Origin of the sequence: Burkholderia sp. 4M9327F10, from assembly GCF_005503145.1 — a bacterium.
Classification (GTDB): Bacteria; Pseudomonadota; Gammaproteobacteria; order Burkholderiales; family Burkholderiaceae; genus Paraburkholderia.
In genome coordinates, this window is the sequence record NZ_SCNV01000029.1 from 39,642 (window position 1) to 56,241 (window position 16,600).

Annotated in this window: 14 protein-coding genes; 5 read left to right on the forward strand and 9 right to left on the reverse strand. The window is 64.1% G+C overall.

Going from position 1 to position 16,600, the window contains the following annotated elements; all coding sequences use genetic code 11:
* Positions 1–187: 187 nt before the first annotated feature.
* From FFS45_RS23885 to FFS45_RS23900, 4 genes are read right to left on the reverse strand one after another with little or no spacing between them, the layout of a single operon-like run.
* Entirely contained in the window at positions 188–988 is an 801-nt protein-coding gene (locus FFS45_RS23885; protein ID WP_137957100.1) for a PqiC family protein, read from the reverse strand.
* On the reverse strand, positions 985–2,643 hold the full coding sequence (locus FFS45_RS23890) for an MlaD family protein (RefSeq protein WP_137957101.1): 1,659 nt from the start codon (positions 2,641–2,643) through the stop codon (positions 985–987). The genes FFS45_RS23885 and FFS45_RS23890 overlap by 4 nt, the downstream gene beginning before the upstream one ends.
* Positions 2,636–3,403, reverse strand: a complete 768-nt coding sequence (locus FFS45_RS23895) for a paraquat-inducible protein A (RefSeq protein ID WP_349292327.1) — start codon at positions 3,401–3,403, stop codon at positions 2,636–2,638. Before FFS45_RS23895 ends, FFS45_RS23890 begins: the two co-directional genes overlap by 8 nt.
* Before the next feature lie 7 nt (positions 3,404–3,410).
* Complete coding sequence (locus FFS45_RS23900; RefSeq protein WP_137957102.1) at positions 3,411–4,118, reverse strand: paraquat-inducible protein A; 708 nt, start codon at positions 4,116–4,118, stop codon at positions 3,411–3,413.
* A 445-nt stretch (positions 4,119–4,563) separates the two neighbouring features.
* Between FFS45_RS23900 and FFS45_RS23905 the strand changes: the two genes are divergently transcribed.
* The 4 genes from FFS45_RS23905 to FFS45_RS23920 all read left to right on the forward strand — a co-directional run bounded on the left by FFS45_RS23905 (position 4,564) and on the right by FFS45_RS23920 (position 7,742).
* Positions 4,564–5,124 (forward strand): cytochrome b, encoded by a 561-nt coding sequence (locus FFS45_RS23905; RefSeq protein ID WP_137957103.1) that lies wholly within the window; start codon positions 4,564–4,566, stop codon positions 5,122–5,124.
* 8 nt (positions 5,125–5,132) lie between these two features.
* Positions 5,133–5,696, forward strand: coding sequence for a YceI family protein (locus FFS45_RS23910; RefSeq protein ID WP_137957104.1), 564 nt, complete (start codon positions 5,133–5,135; stop codon positions 5,694–5,696).
* A 76-nt stretch (positions 5,697–5,772) separates the two neighbouring features.
* A complete protein-coding gene (locus FFS45_RS23915; RefSeq protein WP_137957145.1) occupies positions 5,773–6,339 on the forward strand; it encodes a YceI family protein in 567 nt (188 codons plus the stop codon).
* Positions 6,340–6,464: 125 nt separating this feature from the next.
* On the forward strand, positions 6,465–7,742 hold the full coding sequence (locus FFS45_RS23920; RefSeq protein ID WP_137957105.1) for an MFS transporter: 1,278 nt from the start codon (positions 6,465–6,467) through the stop codon (positions 7,740–7,742).
* Positions 7,743–7,860: 118 nt separating this feature from the next.
* Here the strand turns inward: FFS45_RS23920 and secF are convergent, their stop codons facing one another.
* From secF to queA, 5 genes are all read right to left on the reverse strand, one after another.
* Positions 7,861–8,811, reverse strand: coding sequence for a protein translocase subunit SecF (gene secF, locus FFS45_RS23925; protein WP_137957106.1), 951 nt, complete (start codon positions 8,809–8,811; stop codon positions 7,861–7,863).
* An 18-nt stretch (positions 8,812–8,829) separates the two neighbouring features.
* Positions 8,830–10,869, reverse strand: a complete 2,040-nt coding sequence (gene secD, locus FFS45_RS23930) for a protein translocase subunit SecD (protein ID WP_137957107.1) — start codon at positions 10,867–10,869, stop codon at positions 8,830–8,832.
* A gap of 139 nt (positions 10,870–11,008) precedes the next feature.
* Positions 11,009–11,332 carry a preprotein translocase subunit YajC gene (gene yajC / locus FFS45_RS23935; protein WP_137957108.1) on the reverse strand — a complete coding sequence of 108 codons (324 nt, stop codon included), beginning with the start codon at positions 11,330–11,332 and terminating at the stop codon, positions 11,009–11,011.
* A 252-nt stretch (positions 11,333–11,584) separates the two neighbouring features.
* Positions 11,585–12,820, reverse strand: coding sequence for a tRNA guanosine(34) transglycosylase Tgt (gene tgt, locus FFS45_RS23940; RefSeq protein WP_249362904.1), 1,236 nt, complete (start codon positions 12,818–12,820; stop codon positions 11,585–11,587).
* A gap of 162 nt (positions 12,821–12,982) precedes the next feature.
* The gene (gene queA, locus FFS45_RS23945) at positions 12,983–14,032 is read right to left on the reverse strand and encodes a tRNA preQ1(34) S-adenosylmethionine ribosyltransferase-isomerase QueA (RefSeq protein ID WP_137957109.1); all 1,050 of its coding nucleotides are present in this window, start codon (positions 14,030–14,032) and stop codon (positions 12,983–12,985) included.
* Between the two features lie 156 nt (positions 14,033–14,188).
* On the opposite strand from queA, the gene recG reads away from it, so the two are divergent.
* Positions 14,189–16,540, forward strand: coding sequence for an ATP-dependent DNA helicase RecG (recG, locus tag FFS45_RS23950; protein ID WP_137957110.1), 2,352 nt, complete (start codon positions 14,189–14,191; stop codon positions 16,538–16,540).
* Positions 16,541–16,600: the final 60 nt, after the last annotated feature.

Consider the following 16,600-nt stretch of genomic DNA (forward strand, 5'->3'; position numbering starts at 1 on the left):
GCGAGGCGCGATCACGTGCGCGGAAGCACTCAGGATCGCTAAACAGGAGGGATCCGGCAAGCTGGCCGTATGGCATAGGGCCCTGCGCGGTGCACGCGGCGAAGCGGGCGACGCCACGCGCCGGGCCGAAGCATGGGAGAACTGCGGCGGACGGGCGAAGCGCGCCGGCCCTTGTCATGCCGGCAAATCAGCCGTTGGCGGCGGCGCTGGCGTGGCTGCCAGGGTGCGCAGCCGCAGCAGTGCCCGCGCCGTCGAGCGCCGCGCTTGGCCCAACCGGCAGCGGGCAGGGCACGCCAGGCTGGGTGATCCGCGCCGGCGTGCCGGAGGCGCCCTTGACGGAAGCGCTAGTCGGCACACGCGGCGCCGCCGCAGCCAGCGCCTGAATACCAGCCGCGATCTGCGTAGAGATCTGCTGTACCGCCTGGCGATGCCCTTCCGCCAGCGCATCATAGCTACCCGTCACCGGCTCGCTCACCACGCTGCGGCAGGTCATGACCGTTTCGCCACGCACGGCACGCACGCTCCATACCGCGTCGATCAGCGCATGCGAACCGGGCCACGATTCGAATCGCTGCACGTTCATGCTGACGCGATACACAGGCGTGCCTTCCGGATACGCTGTGCCGTACACGTCAATCGTGCCCAACTGCTGCGTGAGATCGGACGACAGCGCGCGACGAATCTCGTCGCCGGGCAACGAGGCCCAGCGTTCCTGTTCGAGCACCTGCACCTGGGTCGGGCCGGTTTGCACCACAAGCTGGTTCTTGGCAACTTGGGACGGCACGTCGACCGGCGGCACTTCAATCAGCAGCGCCGGTGTGGCAGCCGTGCGCGCCGTGGCCGGGCCGGCCTCGTCGCCGAGCGTGTAAAAGCGGCTCGCCGGCGACGAAGAGCATGCCGCCAGCGCCAGCAGTCCGGCGCAGACGCCGAGGCACGCGGTGGCGCGGGCAACGCCGCGCGGCGAACGGGGGAGCTGGGCAAACATCATGGTTGATCTCCTGGTTTTCCGCGCAACAGCGATTCCGGATGACGTTCCAGATAGTCCGACAGCGCATTCAAAGACTGCAGCGTGCGGGTCAGCTCCTGCAGCGCCTGATGGACGTCGGACTGCAGCGGCGAGTCCTGCTGCAGCGTCGCCTCGGCCGAGCCGAAGGTCTGCTTGGCGGCCGCCAGCGTGTCGCGAGCCTGCGGCACCACTTCGGTGTTCAGGCGCGAGAACAGTTGATCGGCGTTCTTCAGCGAGCTGTTCAGGTTCGCCCCGATCTGGTCGAACGGCACCTGATCGAGTTTCTTCGCAATATCGGCCACCTGCAACTGCAATTCGTCGAGTGTGTTCGGGATCGTCGGCAGCTCGAGCGGGTCGCTCGTGACGTCGACCGTCGCTGGCGCCGCTTTCGGGAAGATGTCGAGCGCCACATACAGCTGGCTGGTGATCAGGTTGCCGGTGCGCAACTGTCCGCGCAGGCCATGCTGGACCAGACGCTGCAGCAGTTGCTGCCCGGCGACGCTGCCCGGCTCCGGCGCCTTCTCGCGGAAACGCTTGCCGAGGCGGTCGGGGTACAGGTTCATCGTCACCGGCATGGTGAAGTCCTTGGTCTTCGGATCGTAGTCGATGCCAATGTTGGTCACCTGGCCGAGCACGATGCCGCGGAAGTCGACCGGCGCGCCGACCGACAGCCCACGCAGCGACTGGTTGAAGTTCATCACCACGCGCAGGGGCACGCCGTCCGGTTCACGCATCGCGTCGCTTTCATCCGAGCCGAGGCGGAACGTCATGTTGTTCGGCGCCTGCGCGCCGACCGCCTGGCCTGGCGGCGACTGGAACGACAGGCCGCCCACCAGCACCGTCGCGAGCGACTGCGTGTTCAGCTTGAAGCCGCTCGAATCGAGCCGCAGATCGACGCCGCTCGCATGCCACCAGCGCGTGTTGATGCCGACATACTGGTCGTACGGCGCGGATACGAACACTTGCAGCGTGACGCCGGTGCCATCCTTGTCGAGCGAGAAACCCACGACCTGACCGACCTGCACACGCCGGTAGAAGATCGGCGAGCCGATATCGATCGAGCCGAGCGAATCGCCATGCAGCGTGAACTGGTGGCCCTTCTGCCCGCCGGTGATCGGCGGCGGGGTTTCCAGCCCGACGAACTCCTTCTGGCTATCCTGCGAACGCCCGGCGTCCACCCCGATATACGCACCCGAGAGCAGCGTGCTCAGGCCTGAGACGCCGCTTGCGCCGACCCGCGGCCGCACCACCCAGAAGCGGGTGTCCTTGACGGCAAAGTTCTCGGCTTCCTTGGTCAACTGAACCTGGATCAGCACGTGCGAGAGATCTTTCGACAGCGTGATGGCCTTCACGAGGCCGATGTCGACGTCCTTGTACTTGACCTGGGTCTTACCGGGCTCCAGGCCTTCCGCGTCGTTGAAGCTGATGGTGATCTCCGGGCCTTTCTCCGTGACCGACTTGATCACGAGTGCAATGCCAATCAGCGCGGCGATCAGCGGAATCACCCAGACCAGCGACGGCAGCCAGTGGCTGCGCGGTTCGATCTCGGGGTCGGGCAGGTTGGGAGGCAGCGTGGGTCCGTTCGAATCGTTGCGCGGCGCGCTGGGGGCGGGCGTCGGTCCTTGCGGGCTAGTCATGTTTGGGGTCCTGAGATTGTTGGATGCTGCCTGTTGCGTCTTGTGCGCCTGTCACGCCCCTGGCGCCGGTTACAGCTGTGGCGTCCCGCGTGGGGTCGGTCTTTTGCGCCCGCCGGGCGCGTTTTGCGTGTTCCATCTGATCCGCGCCTTCCACGTTGTCCCAGATGAGCCGTGGATCGAACTGCATCGACGCCAGCATGGTCAGGATCACCACCGAGCCGAACGCAATGGCTCCCGGGCCGGCGGTGATCACGGCAAGCGACTTGAAGCGCACCAGCGCAACCGTCAGCGTCACGACGAACACGTCAAGCATGGACCAGCGGCCGATGCGCTCCACCATCCGGTACAGCTTCATGCGCTGGGTGGGGCGCCAGCGCGAACGGCGCTGGGCCGTGACGGTGAGCAGCACGAGCACGGTGAGCTTGAGCATCGGCACCATGATGCTGGCGATAAACACAATCACCGAAAGCGGCCAGTCGCCCGAGGTCCAGAAGTAGACCACACCGCTCATGATCGTGTCGTCCTCCGAGCCGAGCAGCGAAGTCGTGTGCATCACGGGCAGCAGATTGGCCGGAATATACAGCAAGGCGGCCGCAATCAGTAGCGCCCAGGTGCGCATCAGACTGTCCGGATTGCGCCGGTGCAGCAACGCACCGCAGCGCTCGCAGTGCTGCGGGGTGACCGAGCGGATGCGCGGGGCGACGCGGCCGCATGCGTGGCAGGAAACCAGGCCCGCGCGCAGCGCGGTAACGTATTTCATCGTTCGCTTATCCCTGGTGAGGGGTGGCGGGCGGGCCCGGAATATTCGCGGCGACCGCGGTTGCCGCGCTGTCGGCCGCTGTGCGCGGCGTGGGTCGCGCGCGCCGTGCGTTCAGTTCGTCGGCGATATCCCACAAGGTGCGCGGGTCGAACGTGACGACCACCGCGAACATCAACGTCAGCGCACCGAAGGCAAACAGCGCCGCTTCGGGAATCACGCGGGCAAGGCTCACCATCTTGACGATGGTGATCAGCACGCCGAGCATGAACACCTCGATCATGCCCCACGGCCGCACGAACTGGATGGCGCGCAGCACCTGGTTGAAGCCCGGTGGCACGTGGCCCGAGCGGATCGGGATCAGCACGTAAAGCAGCGCAACGAGCTCGGTCAACGGGAATAGCGTGGTGGCGCAAAACACCATCACGGCGACGATTTGCATGTCCTCGTTCCAGAGCGCGACGAGCGCGCCGAACAGGGTCGTTTGCGAGGTAATGCCGTTGGCGTCCAGTTCGAGGATTGGATAGGCCTGGGCGATCAGAAAGGTGAAGAGGGCCGCTAGCGTCATGGCGCTGATGCCGTCCAGCCGTCGTGACACGCTGCGATACAGCGTCGCGCCGCAACGCGGACAGCGCGCCACGGCGCGGCGGCCGAGCAGGCGTGGCTTCTGGAAAAGGGTGTCGCACTCGTGGCACGCGATCAGGTTGTCATGTTCCATACGGCAGAAGGGCAAAATGACGTGAGCGGGTCGTGCAACGTGGGCTTGCACGGTAAGGTCTGGCGAAAGCCTGCAGCCAATAGTACCAAACGCGCACCGCCATGCGCGCATGGGTCAGGCACGGGACATGAACATGGCGTAAGTCAGGTATGTCAGGCAAGACCTTGGCATCGGCCTGGCGTAATCTGATAAGCGTCGGACATTTTCCGGCCCCAATTGTTCAATCCTTCTGGTTACGCTATCAATAACGGCTTAAGCCTTTACATCGAACTCCGCCAACCGGCTTTTTCGGCTTGGGGTAGCATGGCGGCCTTGGCGTGCTTCGCTGCTGGCCGGCGTAATCGGCAGGCGGCAACCAGCAGCGGCCGGGGCAGCCCTGCTCGATGCGTGCAGGGTTCCCAGGCGCTGCATGCGCCGCTAACCATTCAGCTTGCGTTGACCTTTCATGGCACCCAAACCTAACTTCGGCGCGCGCGACTCGTACACCCGGACCGCTATCGCGTTTCACTGGCTGATCGCGCTGCTGATCGTCTGCGGCTTCGCGCTTGGCTGGGTGATGACCGACATCCCCGGCTTCACACCCACCAAACTACGCTACTTTTCCTGGCATAAATGGATCGGCGTGACGGTGTTCGGGCTCTCGGTGCTGCGCATCCTGTGGCGGGCCACCCATGGCGCACCGGCGCTGCCGCGCCGCATGGCGTCCTGGCAACGGGCCGCGGCTCACCTCACACATCTGCTGCTGTATGTGCTGATGATCGCGATTCCGCTGTCCGGTTACCTGTATAGCTCGGCCGCCAACGTGCCGGTGGTGTATCTCGGGCTGGTGCCGCTGCCGCGCCTGATCGCGCCCGATCCGGTGCTCAAGGTCCTGCTGAAGAATATTCACATCACGCTCAATTACACGCTGCTGGTCCTGTTCGTGCTGCATGTGGCGGCGGCGCTCAAGCATCAATGGCTGGACCGCGACGGGCTGCTCTCGCGCATGCTTCCTTTCCTCAAATAAGGACTTCCATGAAAGTTTCGTTTTATCGCTACATGCTGGCGGCGTTTGCCGCCGCGTCGCTGAGCGCGGCGGGTAGTGCGCTCGCCCAGGTCGACGTGACGAAGAGCACCATTACCGCTACATCGAAGCAGATGAACGTGCCGGTGGAGGGCAAGTTCAACAGGTTCAGCGCAGATGTGAAGTTCGACCCGGCGAAGCCCGCTGACGGCAGCGCGCAGTTCAGCGTCGACGTGGGCAGCTACGATCTGGGCGACGAGAGTTATAACGACCAGGTGCGCGGCAAGGACTGGTTCGATGCGAAGACGTTCCCGCAGGCCACCTTCGTGTCGAGCGCGATCGCGCCGGCGGGCAGCAACCAGTTCAAGGTGACCGGCAAGCTGACCATCAAGGGCAAGTCGCAGACCGTGGTGGTGCCGGTGACCGTGACGCAGCAGGGCCCAAGCCAGGCCTTCGACGGTGCGCTGACAATCAAGCGCTCGCAGTTCGATATCGGCACGGGCGAGTGGAAGGACACCTCGGTGGTGGCCGATGACGTCGTCATCAAATTTCATATCGTCGCAGCACGTAAATAAGAAAGACGCACTGCGGACCCGCACCGGCGCGAGGCGTGCGGTGCTTTCCTGAAAGGAGCCTGACTTGAAGACAACCCTGCTGATTGCCGCTGCCGCCCTGAGCGCTGCGTTCTCATTCAACGCAGTAGCGGCCGACACCTATATGCTCGACCCGACCCACACTTATCCGAGTTTCGAGGCGGACCACCTCGGCGGCCTCTCGGTGTGGCGCGGCAAGTTCACGAAAAGCTCCGGCACGGTGACGCTCGATCGCACCGCCAAAACCGGTACGGTCGACGTGACGGTCGACCCGGCTTCGGTCCAGACGGGCAATACCAAGCTCGACGAGCATCTGCAGTCGGACGCGTTCTTCGATGTCTCCAAATACCCGTCGGTCACGTATAAAGGCACGGAGATCCGCTTCGACGGCGACAAGCCGGTTGAAGTGATCGGCAGCCTGACGATGCACGGCGTGACCAAGCCGCTGAACCTGACGATCGACTCGTTCAAGTGCATGCAGCATCCGATGCTCAAGCGCGAAGTGTGCGGCGTGGAGGCGAGCGCCCATTTCAACCGTGCGGATTACGGCATGGACTTCGGCAGCAAGTACGGATTCAGCATGGACACCAAGCTGGATATCCAGGCGGAAGGCATCAAGCAGTAAGCGACCCAGCGAGCGACTCAATAAGCAGTTCCGGCAGCGGACTGGTTGTGCGCGCATCCAGTCCGGCCGCACAAGGGCGGGGGTGATAGCCCACACGACTATTCCACGCGCAAACGGAGATCTGCATGAACGCAACGACGTCTGCAAGCCTTGCCGCGAGCCGTCCAAACTCGTGGCGAGTGGTGGTGGCCGCCTCGATCGGCAATGCGCTGGAATGGTTCGATCTGGTGGTCTACGGTTTTTTCGCGGTGCTGATTGCGAAGCTGTTTTTTCCCACCGGCAACGACACGGTGTCGTTACTGCTGACGCTTGGCACGTTCGGGGTGTCGTTCTTCATGCGGCCGCTCGGTGCGATTGTGATCGGCGCCTATGCCGACCGCGCCGGGCGCAAGGCTGCGCTCACGCTGTCGATCCTGCTGATGATGGGCGGCACGCTGATTATCGCGATCCTGCCGACTTATCAGACTATCGGTCTCGCGGCGCCGGTGATCCTCGTCATTGCGCGCCTGATGCAGGGCTTTTCTGCAGGCGGGGAATTCGGCAGCGCGACGGCTTTTCTCGCCGAGCACGTACCGGGCCGGCGCGGCTTTTTCGCGAGCTGGCAGGTGGCAAGCCAGGGGCTGACCACGCTGCTGGCAGCGGGGTTCGGGGTTTTGCTGACCGGCAATCTTTCGGGCGAGCAGATGGCGGCATGGGGGTGGCGTGTGCCGTTCTTCTTCGGCCTGCTGATCGGCCCGGTGGCGTGGTATATCCGCACCCGGCTCGACGAGACGCCGGAGTTCCTTGCGGCCGAGACCACCACGACGCCGCTGCGCGACACCTTCACCGGCCAGAAGCTGCGCCTGCTGATCGCGGTCGGGGTGGTGGTGCTGGGCACCGTGGCGACTTATCTCGTGCTCTTCATGCCGACCTACGGTGTCAAGCAACTGGGCCTCGCCCCGTGGGTTGCTTTTGCTGCGATCGCTTTGACCGGCGTGATCCAGATGCTGCTTTCGCCGCTGGTCGGCCATCTGTCAGACCGGCATGGCCGCACTCGCATCATGCTGGTGTCGGCGCTGCTGCTGCTCGTGCTGATCTATCCGGCCTTCGTCTACCTCGTCGCGCATCCGAGTTTCGGCACGCTGATCGCCGTGCAGATCGTGCTCGGTTTTCTGATGACGGGCTATTTCGCTGCGTTGCCGGGCTTGCTGTCGGAGATATTCCCGGTCCAGACGCGCACCACGGGCATGTCCCTCGCCTATAACATCGCGGTGACGATTTTCGGCGGCTTCGGTCCGTTCATCATTACGTGGTTGATCGGTGCTACGGCATCCAAGGTGGCGCCGAGTTTTTACCTGATGTTCGCTGCGGTGATCAGCCTGATTGCGCTGCTTGCAGCGCGTCACAAGCTGGGGTTTCGCTGAGCGGAGTGCGCGAGGACAGAGAGCGCGTAGCGCGGCGGTAAAGAAAAAGGCCGGTTCGACTGAACCGGCCTTTTCGTTGAGACTGCTTTTGGCTGTCTGTTTTTTGTTGCCTCTAGCCTCAGACCTGCGCGCCCGCGTTCGGGTCGTTCGGATCGTGGCGTTCCTTCTTGTCCTTGATCAGGTCTTCGCGCTTCACACCCAGCCACATCGCCAGTGCCGCCGCAACGAACACCGACGAATAGATACCGAACAGAATACCGACCGTCAGCGCGAGAGCGAAGTAATGCAGGGTGGGGCCGCCGAACAGGAACATCGACAGCACCATCATCTGCGTACAGCCGTGGGTGATGATGGTCCGCGACATCGTGCTGGTAATGGCGTGGTTGATGACTTCGATGACCGTCATCTTGCGTTCGCGGCGGAAGGTTTCGCGAATCCGGTCGAAAATAACCACGGACTCGTTCACCGAGTAGCCGAGCACCGCCAGCACGGCAGCCAGCACCGACAGCGAGAACTCCCACTGGAAGAAGGCGAAGAAGCCAAGAATGATCACCACGTCGTGCAGGTTGGCGATCACGCCGGCCACGGCGTACTTCCATTCGAAGCGGAACGACAGGTAGATCACGATGCCGGCCACCACGCAGGCGAGCGCGAGCAGGCCGTTGGTGACGAGTTCCTTGCCGACCTGCGGGCCGACGAACTCGACGCGCTGCAACTGCACCTGGGCATCTTCACCCTTCAAGGCGCCCATCACCTGATCGCTCTGCTGAGCCGAGGTCAAGCCGGCCTTGACGGGCAGACGGATCAGCACGTCACGCGAGGTGCCGAAGTTCTGCACCTGGGCGTCCGGATAGCCGAGCTTGGCGAGCGTGCCACGCACCGGCTCGAGCGGCACGGTGGCCGGGTACTGGACTTCGATGACCGTCCCGCCGGTGAACTCCACCGACAGATGCAGCCCGCGATGCAGCAGGAAAAACACGGCAGCGATAAACGTCAGCAGCGAGATCGCGTTGAACACCAACGCGCGCTGCATGAGCGGCAAATCTTTGCGAATGCGGAAAAATTCCATGGTCTTGTTCTCCGGGACTCAGCGGGATGAACCCGGTTTTTGCGGCGTGTTGCCGGGGCTGTTGCGACGGCGCACCGTCGGCTTGCCGGGGCGGGTCTGGGCCGTGGCTTTCGGCTTGGCCGAGGCGGCACTGACCGCACGTGCCGTGTCGGTTGCGGCGTCGTCGTTGCCGAGATACGCAGCAGCGCCGGCACCTTCGAGTGTTGCCGGTTTCCAGACCTGGCCGATTGCCAGCGACTTCAGCTTCTTCTTGCCGCCGTACCAGAGGTTCACGAGACCGCGCGAGAAGAACACCGCGGAGAACATCGAGGTCAGAATGCCGAGACAGTGCACCATCGCGAAGCCGCGGACCGGGCCCGAGCCGAACGCAAGCAGCGCGAGGCCCGCAATCAGGGTGGTCACGTTCGAGTCGAGAATCGTCGCCCAGGCATGGGCGTAGCCGTTCTGGATGGCCAGTTGGGCCGGCGCGCCGTTGCGCAGTTCTTCACGCACCCGTTCGTTGATCAGCACGTTCGCGTCAATGGCCATACCGAGCGCCAGCGCGATAGCGGCGATACCCGGCAAGGTCAGCGTGGCCTGCAGCATGGAGAGCACGGCTACCAGCAGCAACAGGTTGACCGACAGGCCGATCATCGAGATCACGCCGAACAGCAGGTAGTACGCGATCATGAAGACGGCGATGGCGGCAAAGCCCCAGACCACCGAGTGGAAGCCCTTCTTGATGTTATCGGCGCCGAGGCTCGGGCCGATCGTGCGTTCTTCGATGATGTCCATTGGCGCGGCGAGCGAACCGGCGCGCAGCAGCAGCGCGAGGTCGGCGGCGGCTTGCGGGGTCGGCTGGCCGGTGATCTGGAAGCGGTCGCCCAGTTCCGACTGGATCGTCGCAACCGTCAGCACCTGGCCCTTGCCCTTCTCGAACAGCACCATGGCCATTGGCTTGCCGATGTTGTCGCGCGACACCGCAGCCACGGCGCGGCCACCGGCCGAGTCGAGGCGGATGTTGACCGACGGACGCTGGTGCTCGTCAAAACCGGCCGATGCGTCGATGATGCGGTCGCCGGTAAAGATCACCTGCTTTCTCAACAGCACCGGCGTCTGATTGCCTTCGGTGAACAGTTCGTCGCCCGGCGGCACCGGGTCTGTAGGCTGTGGGTGGGTGTTGACCGGATCGGCGAGGCGCGCTTCGAGCGTTGCCGTGCGGCCGATAATGTCCTTTGCCTTCGCCGTGTCCTGCACGCCCGGCAGTTCGACCACGATACGGTCGGAGCCTTGCTGCTGGATCACCGGCTCGGCCACGCCAAGTTCGTTGACCCGGTTATGCAGCGTGGTGATGTTCTGCTTGAGCGCGGCGTCTTCGACGGTCTTCTGCACCGCCGGCGTGAACGTGCCGACCAGTTGATAGCTGCCGTCAGGCGCCGTCTGGGTGGCCCACTGGAGTTCGCTGACGCTGCGCGACAGTTGCTTGGAGGCAGCGTCTGCGGTGTCCTTGTCGGCGAAATTGATCACCACCGTCTGGTTGACGCGGTTCACGCCACCGTCGCGGATGTTGTTGTCGCGCAGCAGCGTGCGCGCGTCCGAGGCGTCCGAATCGAGCTTCTTGTTCAGCGCGCCCGCCATGTCCACCTGCAGCAGGAAGTGCACGCCGCCGCGCAGGTCGAGGCCGAGGTACATCGGCAGCGCGTGCAGGGCTGTGAGCCAGCGCGGCGAGGCGCTTTGCAGGTTCAGTGCGACGACGAAGTTCGGATCGGTCGGGTCGCTGTTCAGCGTCTTCGACAGCAGATCCTTCACGCGCAACTGCGTGTCGGTATCCGACAGACGCACGCGGATGTTCGCGTTGCTCGACGAGTTGTCGTACGTCACGTCGGAAGCAGTGATCTGATTGGCAGCCAGTGCGGCTTCGATCTGCGACAGCGTTGTCGAATCGAGCTTGACCGTTGCCTTGCCGCTCAACACCTGCACCGCCGGCGCTTCGCCGAAGAAATTGGGCAGCGTGTAGATGAGGCCGATGGCAAGCGCCACGACCATCACGACATATTTCCAGAGGGGGTAACGATTCATGGAGTGGTCCAACGGGAAGGTTGGCTTGGAAGCGATGCGTCCGGCGATGAGCGCGGCCGCATACCTGTTTGCATGAAGGGCATGGCAGGCATGCTGGCTTGAGTTCCGCGAGGCCGCGCCGGACGCGAGAGAGCAGGCCTTACAGCGACTTGATCGTGCCCTTCGGGAGAATCGTCGTGACCGATGCCTTTTGCACGGTGATTTCCGTGCCTTCAGCAATTTCGACGCCGACATACGCGTCGCTAACCTTGGTCACCTTGCCGACGATGCCGCCGTTCGTCACCACTTCATCGCCCTTGGCCATCGCAGCGAGCATGTTGCGATGTTCCTTCTGGCGCTTCATTTGCGGACGAATCATGATGAAGTACAGCACGCCAAACATCAGGATCAGCGGCAGGAAACTCATCAGGCTCGATTCTGCACCGCCTGAGCCTTGAGCGAAGGCGCTTGAAATGAACGACACGTTGGTCTCTCCGTTATAACGATCAAAAAAATCAGCCGATTATTCTACCACCGGCATTTGGTACGAAGGCGCGGCAAATGGGCTTTCCGATCAAGCTGTTAAAGCCCCTTCCGGCTATCGCGAAATAAAATTGTAATGTTTTGGTTGCAGGCTTGGCGGATTCGTCGGAAGAATCCGCCAGCGGGCGCTATTGTGGGCCTTCAGCGGGGCATTTAAATGCTCTTTTTGTGATGGTTTTCTCGTAGGCGCGCTCTAGACGGCCTGCTCGACACCCCGTGCCCGGTTTTCGTGGAAGCGCTTGCGGAACGCCTCGAACGACTGCGTCTCGATGGATGCGCGGATTTCGCCCATCAGTTCGAGGTAGTAGTGCAGATTGTGGATCGTATTGAGTTGCGCGCCAAGAATTTCGCCGACCCGATGCAGATGATGCAGGTAACCGCGGGTGAAATTCCGGCAGGTGTAGCAGCCGCAGCTTTCGTCGAGCGGGCGCAGCGAGTTCTTGTGGGTCGCGTTGCGGATCTTGATGTCGCCAAAACGGGTGAAAAGCCAGCCGTTGCGGGCGTTGCGGGTCGGCATCACGCAGTCGAACATGTCGACGCCCGCCGCCACGCCGGCCACCAGGTCTTCCGGCGTGCCCACGCCCATCAGGTAGTGCGGCTTGTGAGCCGGCAGCTTCGGGCCGATATGGTTGAGCACGCGCATCATGTCTTCCTTCGGCTCGCCGACCGACAGGCCGCCGATGGCCAGGCCGTGGAAGTCCATCTCCGCCAGACCCGCCAGCGATTCGTCGCGCAGGTCCTCGAACATGCCGCCCTGGACGATTCCGAACAGCGCGTTTGGGTTGCCGAGGCCGTTGAATTCGTCGATGGACCGCTGGGCCCAGCGCATCGACATGCGCATCGAGTCGGCGGCGTCCTTGTGCGACGTGGGCACGTTGTTGGTGGCGTACGGCGTGCACTCGTCGAACTGCATGACGATGTCCGAGTTCAGCACCTTCTGGATCTGCATCGACACTTCCGGCGACAGGAACAGCTTGTCGCCGTTGATCGGCGAGGCGAACGTGACGCCATCTTCGGTAATCTTGCGCAGATCGCCTAGCGAAAATACCTGAAAGCCGCCGGAGTCGGTCAAGATGGGCTTATTCCAGCCCATGAAGCGGTGCAGGCCGCCGTGCGCGCCGATTGTTTCGAGTCCTGGGCGCAGCCACAGGTGAAAGGTGTTGCCGAGGATGATCTGCGCGTGCATCTCTTCAAGCTCGCGCGGCTGCACCGCCTTCACGGTGCCGTAGGTGCCGACCGGCATGAAGATCGGCGTTTCGACTACGCCGTGATTCAGCGTCAGGCGGCCGCGACGGGCCTGGCCGTCGGTGGCGAGCAGTTCGAACTTGAGGCCGTTGGCAGGGCGTTCGGCGCTGTTGTCGTTGTGATTGGCGCAAACGGGGCAATCGGCGCCCGGCGTGCCCGTGCCGTGGTGATGACCTTCGGTCATGAGGGGACTCCTGTGCAACCGGAAAACAGTCCGGCGCAAATGAATGCCGCCGGGCGTGCCACGGCGGCTGGGTAAAGAAAAACGAGGTGCGGCAGACTACCGTGAGCCGCGCCAGCATGCAACGCTGCCACAGCATATGACTGCCATGCGCAGCACTGGCCCTTAGCCGTCGTTGCGCGTGAGCAGCATTGCGTCACCGTAGCTGAAGAAGCGATAGCGCTCCTCGATTGCATGCCGGTAAGCCGCGCGGATCGTCTCGATGCCCGCGAACGCCGACACCAGCATCAGCAGCGTCGACTTCGGCAAATGGAAATTCGTCACCAGCCGGTCCACCACCCGGAATCTGTAGCCCGGCGTGATGAAGATATCGGTTTCGGCGGCGGTCGCGGCAAGTGGCCGGCCGGCGGCTTCCGCGTCACGCGCGGCGGCTTCGAGCGCGCGCATCGAGGTCGTGCCGACTGCGATCACGCGGTTGCCGCGCGCCTTCGTCTCGGCGATCCGGTCCACCAGATTTTGCGGCAACTGGTACCACTCGCTGTGCATCTTGTGCTCGGAGAGGTTTTCCACCCGCACCGGCTGGAACGTGCCGGCGCCGACGTGCAGCGTGAGCGTCGCACGCTCCACGCCTTGTTCGGTCAGGCGCGCCAGCAACGCGTCGTCGAAATGCAGGCCCGCGGTCGGTGCGGCCACTGCGCCCGGATTTTGCGCGAACACGGTCTGATAGCGGGTCTCGTCGGTCGCGTCGGGGTCGTGCTCGATGTAGGGCGGCAGCGGCAGGCGGCCAAATTGCTCGATCAGCGTCAGGCAGTCGTCGGGGAAGTGCAGCGTATAGAACGGCTCGACGCGCTCACCGACCGTTACGTCGAAGGCATCCGCCAGACGCAGCGTCGTGCCGGGCGCGGGGCTCTTGCTGGCGCGAATCTGCGCGAGCGCCGTGCGCGCGCCCGTCAGGCGTTCCACCAGCACTTCGATCTTGCCGCCACTGGCCTTTTGACCGAGGAAGCGCGCCTTCAGGACTTTGGTATCGTTGAACACCAGCAGATCGCCGGGAGCGATGCACTCGGGCAGCTCCGCAAAGCGGCGGTCGGTGAGACGCGTGGGCGTGGCGAGGCCGTCGACTTCCAGCAGACGGCTGGCGCTGCGCTCTGGCAACGCGGTTTGCGCGATCAACTCGGGCGGCAGATCGAAATCGAAATCGGAAAGCGTGAACATGCGGACTGACTGGATACTGGACGTGAAACGAAACTGAATTGGCCCGAAGCCGGGCGGATTTGCACCGAAGCCTCACGGCGTGCGGCTATGATTGCGGGACGCCGCTGCGGCGCCGCGAAACCCCTGAAAGCCGATATTGTACTTGCGAAGCAACCCATGCCTTTGTCCGACCGCCGTTTGCCCTCCGCTACCGACGAAGTGAGCGCCGAGCCGAAGCGCCCCGCCGCCCGCGGCAAGGGTGGGGAACTGCTCAAGGCCGGGCCGGACAACGCAGCCAGAGGCGCCCGATCAGCCAAGCCGGCTGGCGCGGCCGAAGCCGGCAAAGCCATCAAGGCGGACAGAGCTGGCGTGGTGACGGACAAGAAGGCGGACAAGAAGGCCGGTAAGGCCGATAAAACTGACAAAGCCGCCCCGGCGCTCGCCAAAACCGCCGACAAGCTCGCCAAACTCGGCCTCACGAGCGACATCAATCTGGTCCTGCATCTGCCGACGCGCTACGAGGACGAAACCTCGTTGACGCCAATCGGGCACCTGCTGCCGGGCGGCATCGCGCAGACCGAAGGCGTGGTGTTCGACAACGAAATTGCCTATCGTCCGCGCCGCCAGTTGCTGGTCAAACTACGCGACGACGCCGGTGACGAACTGGTGCTGCGCTTTCTGAATTTCTACGGCTCGCAGGTCAAGCAGATGGCGATCGGCGCGCGGCTGCGCGTGCGCGGCGACGTGCGCGGCGGCTTTTTCGGCATGGAGATGGTGCACCCTGCCGTGCGCGTGGTCGATGAAGACACGCCCTTGCCGCAGGTGCTGACGCCGGTCTATCCGAGCACCGCGGGCGTGAGCCAGGCCTATCTGCGCAAGGCGATCGACAACGCGCTCTCGCGCACGGCGCTGCCGGAGTTGCTGCCGGAAGCGGTCGCGCGGACCTATCTGGACCCGCTTGGCGTGCCGCCGCTGCTGCAGGCGGTGCGTATGCTGCATCACCCCGGCGTCGATTCGGACGAAACCGCGCTGATGGACGGCACGCATCCGGCCTGGGTGCGCATCAAGTTCGAGGAATTGCTTGCTCAGCAGATGTCGTTAAAGCGTGCCCATGACGAGCGGCGCACCCGCGCGGCGCCGGGCATGCCGCGCCGGACTGCGGACGATCCCGCCTCGCTGGTGGCGCGTCTGCTGAAAGCGCTGCCGTTCTCGCTGACCCGCGCCCAGGAGCGCGTGGGCGGAGAAATCGCGCTGGACCTGACCCAGCCGCATCCGATGCAGCGCCTGCTGCAGGGCGACGTGGGCAGCGGCAAGACCATCGTCGCCGCGCTCGCCGCCGCGCAGGCCATCGACGCCGGCTACCAGGCGGCCCTGATGGCGCCCACCGAAATCCTCGCCGAACAGCACGCGCGCAAGCTGCGCGGCTGGCTGGAACCGCTCGGCGTCAGCGTCGCATGGCTGGCCGGCAGTCTGAAGACCAAGGAAAAGCGCGCCGCAATTGAAGCCGCGGCGCTCGGCACCGCGCAACTGGTGATCGGCACTCACGCGATCATCCAGGACACGGTGGAGTTTGCGCAGCTCGGCCTCGTGATCGTCGACGAACAGCACCGTTTCGGCGTCGCCCAGCGGCTGGCGCTGCGTGCCAAGGCGCGTCCCCCGGGAGGCGCCCCTTCGGAGAACAAAGCGCTGGACGGCGTGCGCGATTTTCAGCCGCACCAGTTGATGATGTCCGCCACGCCGATCCCGCGCACGCTGGCGATGACCTATTACGCCGACCTCGACGTCTCGACCATCGACGAGCTGCCGCCAGGCCGCACGCCGATTCTCACCAAGCTCGTTTCCGACGCGCGCCGCGAAGAAGTGATTGGCCGGGTGCGCGAAGCGGCGCTGACCGGGCGGCAGGTCTACTGGGTCTGTCCGCTGATCGAAGAGAGCGAGACGCTGCAGTTGCAGACCGCCGTCGAAACCTATGAAACGCTGGTCGCCGCGTTACCCGAGCTGAAGGTCGGTCTCGTGCACGGGCGGCTCGCCCCGGCGGAGAAAGCCGCAGTGATGGACGCGTTCACCCGCAACGAGGTGCAGTTGCTGGTGGCGACCACCGTGATCGAAGTCGGCGTGGATGTGCCGAACGCCTCGCTAATGGTGATCGAGCACGCCGAGCGCTTCGGCCTCGCGCAACTGCACCAGTTACGTGGCCGGGTCGGGCGGGGCAGCGCGGCGTCGGTGTGTGTGCTGCTCTACACGGGGCCGCTGTCGATGACTGCGCGCGCCCGTTTGCAAACCATGCGCGAAACCACCGATGGCTTTGAAATCGCCCGCCGCGACCTCGAAATCCGCGGCCCGGGGGAGTTTCTCGGCGCCCGTCAGTCCGGCGCGGCCATGCTGCGCTTTGCCGATCTGCAGGAGGACGGCTGGCTGATCGAACCGGCTCGCGAAGCGGCGGCGCATCTGCTGGAAAAGTATCCGGAGGTGGTCACCCAGCACCTGGCGCGCTGGCTCGGTGCGCGGGAACAATATCTGAAAGCCTGAGCCGGCGTCATGACGGACGTTGCGAGCGGCATTGAACCGGCCTTCGTTACGGCCGGTAAC

What these genes read in the sequence shown, in the direction of transcription:
- FFS45_RS23910 (WP_137957104.1), top strand. Translation starts at nt 5,133, where the DNA reads ATGAAAGTTTCGTTTTATCGCTACATGCTGGCGGCGTTTGCCGCCGCG.
- FFS45_RS23885 (WP_137957100.1), bottom strand. Translation starts at nt 988, where the DNA reads ATGATGTTTGCCCAGCTCCCCCGTTCGCCGCGCGGCGTTGCCCGCGCC.
- FFS45_RS23900 (WP_137957102.1), bottom strand. Translation starts at nt 4,118, where the DNA reads ATGGAACATGACAACCTGATCGCGTGCCACGAGTGCGACACCCTTTTC.
- secD (WP_137957107.1), bottom strand. Translation starts at nt 10,869, where the DNA reads ATGAATCGTTACCCCCTCTGGAAATATGTCGTGATGGTCGTGGCGCTT.
- recG (WP_137957110.1), top strand. Translation starts at nt 14,189, where the DNA reads ATGCCTTTGTCCGACCGCCGTTTGCCCTCCGCTACCGACGAAGTGAGC.
- FFS45_RS23895 (WP_349292327.1), bottom strand. Translation starts at nt 3,403, where the DNA reads ATGAAATACGTTACCGCGCTGCGCGCGGGCCTGGTTTCCTGCCACGCA.
- FFS45_RS23890 (WP_137957101.1), bottom strand. Translation starts at nt 2,643, where the DNA reads ATGACTAGCCCGCAAGGACCGACGCCCGCCCCCAGCGCGCCGCGCAAC.
- tgt (WP_249362904.1), bottom strand. Translation starts at nt 12,820, where the DNA reads ATGACCGAAGGTCATCACCACGGCACGGGCACGCCGGGCGCCGATTGC.
- secF (WP_137957106.1), bottom strand. Translation starts at nt 8,811, where the DNA reads ATGGAATTTTTCCGCATTCGCAAAGATTTGCCGCTCATGCAGCGCGCG.
- FFS45_RS23920 (WP_137957105.1), top strand. Translation starts at nt 6,465, where the DNA reads ATGAACGCAACGACGTCTGCAAGCCTTGCCGCGAGCCGTCCAAACTCG.
- FFS45_RS23905 (WP_137957103.1), top strand. Translation starts at nt 4,564, where the DNA reads ATGGCACCCAAACCTAACTTCGGCGCGCGCGACTCGTACACCCGGACC.
- queA (WP_137957109.1), bottom strand. Translation starts at nt 14,032, where the DNA reads ATGTTCACGCTTTCCGATTTCGATTTCGATCTGCCGCCCGAGTTGATC.